Source organism: Kandleria vitulina DSM 20405, assembly GCF_000702065.1.
Classification (GTDB): domain Bacteria; phylum Bacillota_I; class Bacilli_A; order Erysipelotrichales; family Coprobacillaceae; genus Kandleria; species Kandleria vitulina.
The window spans coordinates 1-1,644 of sequence record NZ_JNKN01000072.1 but is presented as its reverse complement, the minus strand read 5'-3'; the positions used below and the strand labels follow the sequence as shown (position 1 = coordinate 1,644).

The 1,644-nt window shown below is 33.4% G+C and carries 1 protein-coding gene; it reads left to right on the top strand.

Annotated elements, in window-relative coordinates:
* Positions 1-301 precede the first annotated feature (301 nt).
* Positions 302-1,552, top strand: a complete 1,251-nt coding sequence (locus tag T513_RS0109575) for an IS110 family RNA-guided transposase (protein WP_031589908.1) — start codon at positions 302-304, stop codon at positions 1,550-1,552.
* The last annotated feature ends 92 nt before the right edge of the window (positions 1,553-1,644 follow it).

Sequence of the window (1,644 nt, the reverse complement as noted above, 5' to 3'; positions counted from 1 at the left end):
CGCGCCTTCGTTGCGCGGACACAAATATATAACCAAACTCAAATCCACCAAAACTCTAGTGTGCATCTCGATATAATAGTATAATCAAAGAGAGGTGGTATACTACAGAGCACGTGAAGGTGAGTAGGCAATTCTGCTCAAATAGAATATCCTGAATGTTTATAAGTCGCCGCTATCTTTTCAAGCACAAATAAGTTGGACTTAGAGCCAGGACACTTATGATTGTACAATCAACTGAGTGATTAGCTTAGATAGCAGTCAATGCCACTTCTCTTCTTTCAATGAAAGGAGAGATTTTTTTATGAAGATTGTTAGACCAATCTGCTGTGGCATGGATGTTCACAAGAATATCATTGTGGCTACAATCGGTATTACTAATAAGAAAACTCGTATTACCGAATACATCCAAGAAACGTTTTCAACTTTAAACCCTGATTTACTGAATCTTAAACAGTGGCTCATTAATCACAAATGCTTTGATGCATGCATGGAATCTACTGGTAAATATTGGATTCCAATTTTCAACATCTTAGAAGATGAAATCAATATTTACTTAACTCATCCAAAATATGTCAAAGCAATTAAAGGAAAGAAAACTGACAAGAAAGATTCAAAATGGATCTGTGATTTATTTAAACATGATCTAATCAAATTTTCTTTTATACCGCCCAAAGAAATAAGAGCTTTACGAGAAATATCTCGCTATCGCTATAAATTGGTTGGAATGCGTTCCTCTGAACGTAATCGATATCAAAACTGTATGACAGTTTCCAATATCGGTATTGGTTCTGTGTTTTCAGATCCGTTTGGAAAGTCTGCACAAGCAATCATGAAAGAAGTACTTGAGTCAGATATCATTGAAGATGAGAAAATTTTGAAATGTATCCATGGATCGTGTAAAAATAAAGATAAGATTCTAGATTCCATTAAACACTGCAATATCGAAACTGATCAAAGGTTTAAAATGAATGAATCAATGACTCATATAGAAGAATTACAAGTCCATATTGATAACTGTGAAATCGAAATAATGAAACGTGCAGCACCAATGTTCGATCAATTCATGCACATCACCCAACTACCAGGTATCAGCACTTTATCTGCAATTCTTATTATTTCAGAAATCGGAGTAGATATGAAACAATTCGAATCAGATAAACAACTAACCTGTTGGGCTGGATTAGCACCTGCAAATAACGAAAGTGCTAATAAGAAAAAATCAGTTCGTATTTCTAAAGCAGGTCAATATTTAAAACCTTTATTAGTTCAGTGTGCTCTTGGAGCAATCAAAGATAAGGAGGGCTATTTTGGAATTAAGTATTCTCGTATCAAAAAGAGACGAGGCCACAAGAAAGCCATTATCGCAATTGCAAGAATGATGCTTGTCAGTATATACCATATGATTCTTACTGGAGAGACATTTAATCCTTCAGATTATGAATCATTTAGAAATCCTAAGCCACCTATAAAGCAACAAGATTTAACAGAAGAATCAGCGATTGAGTTTCTTAAGAAATCAGGTTTCGATGTTTCTAAATTAACTAAACAATAATATTCAATTATTCTATTTTTTGTAAATTATTCAAACTTGTTTTTAAGTTTGTCTTTTTTTATACGTTTTGATTGATTTTTGTTTCACACTTA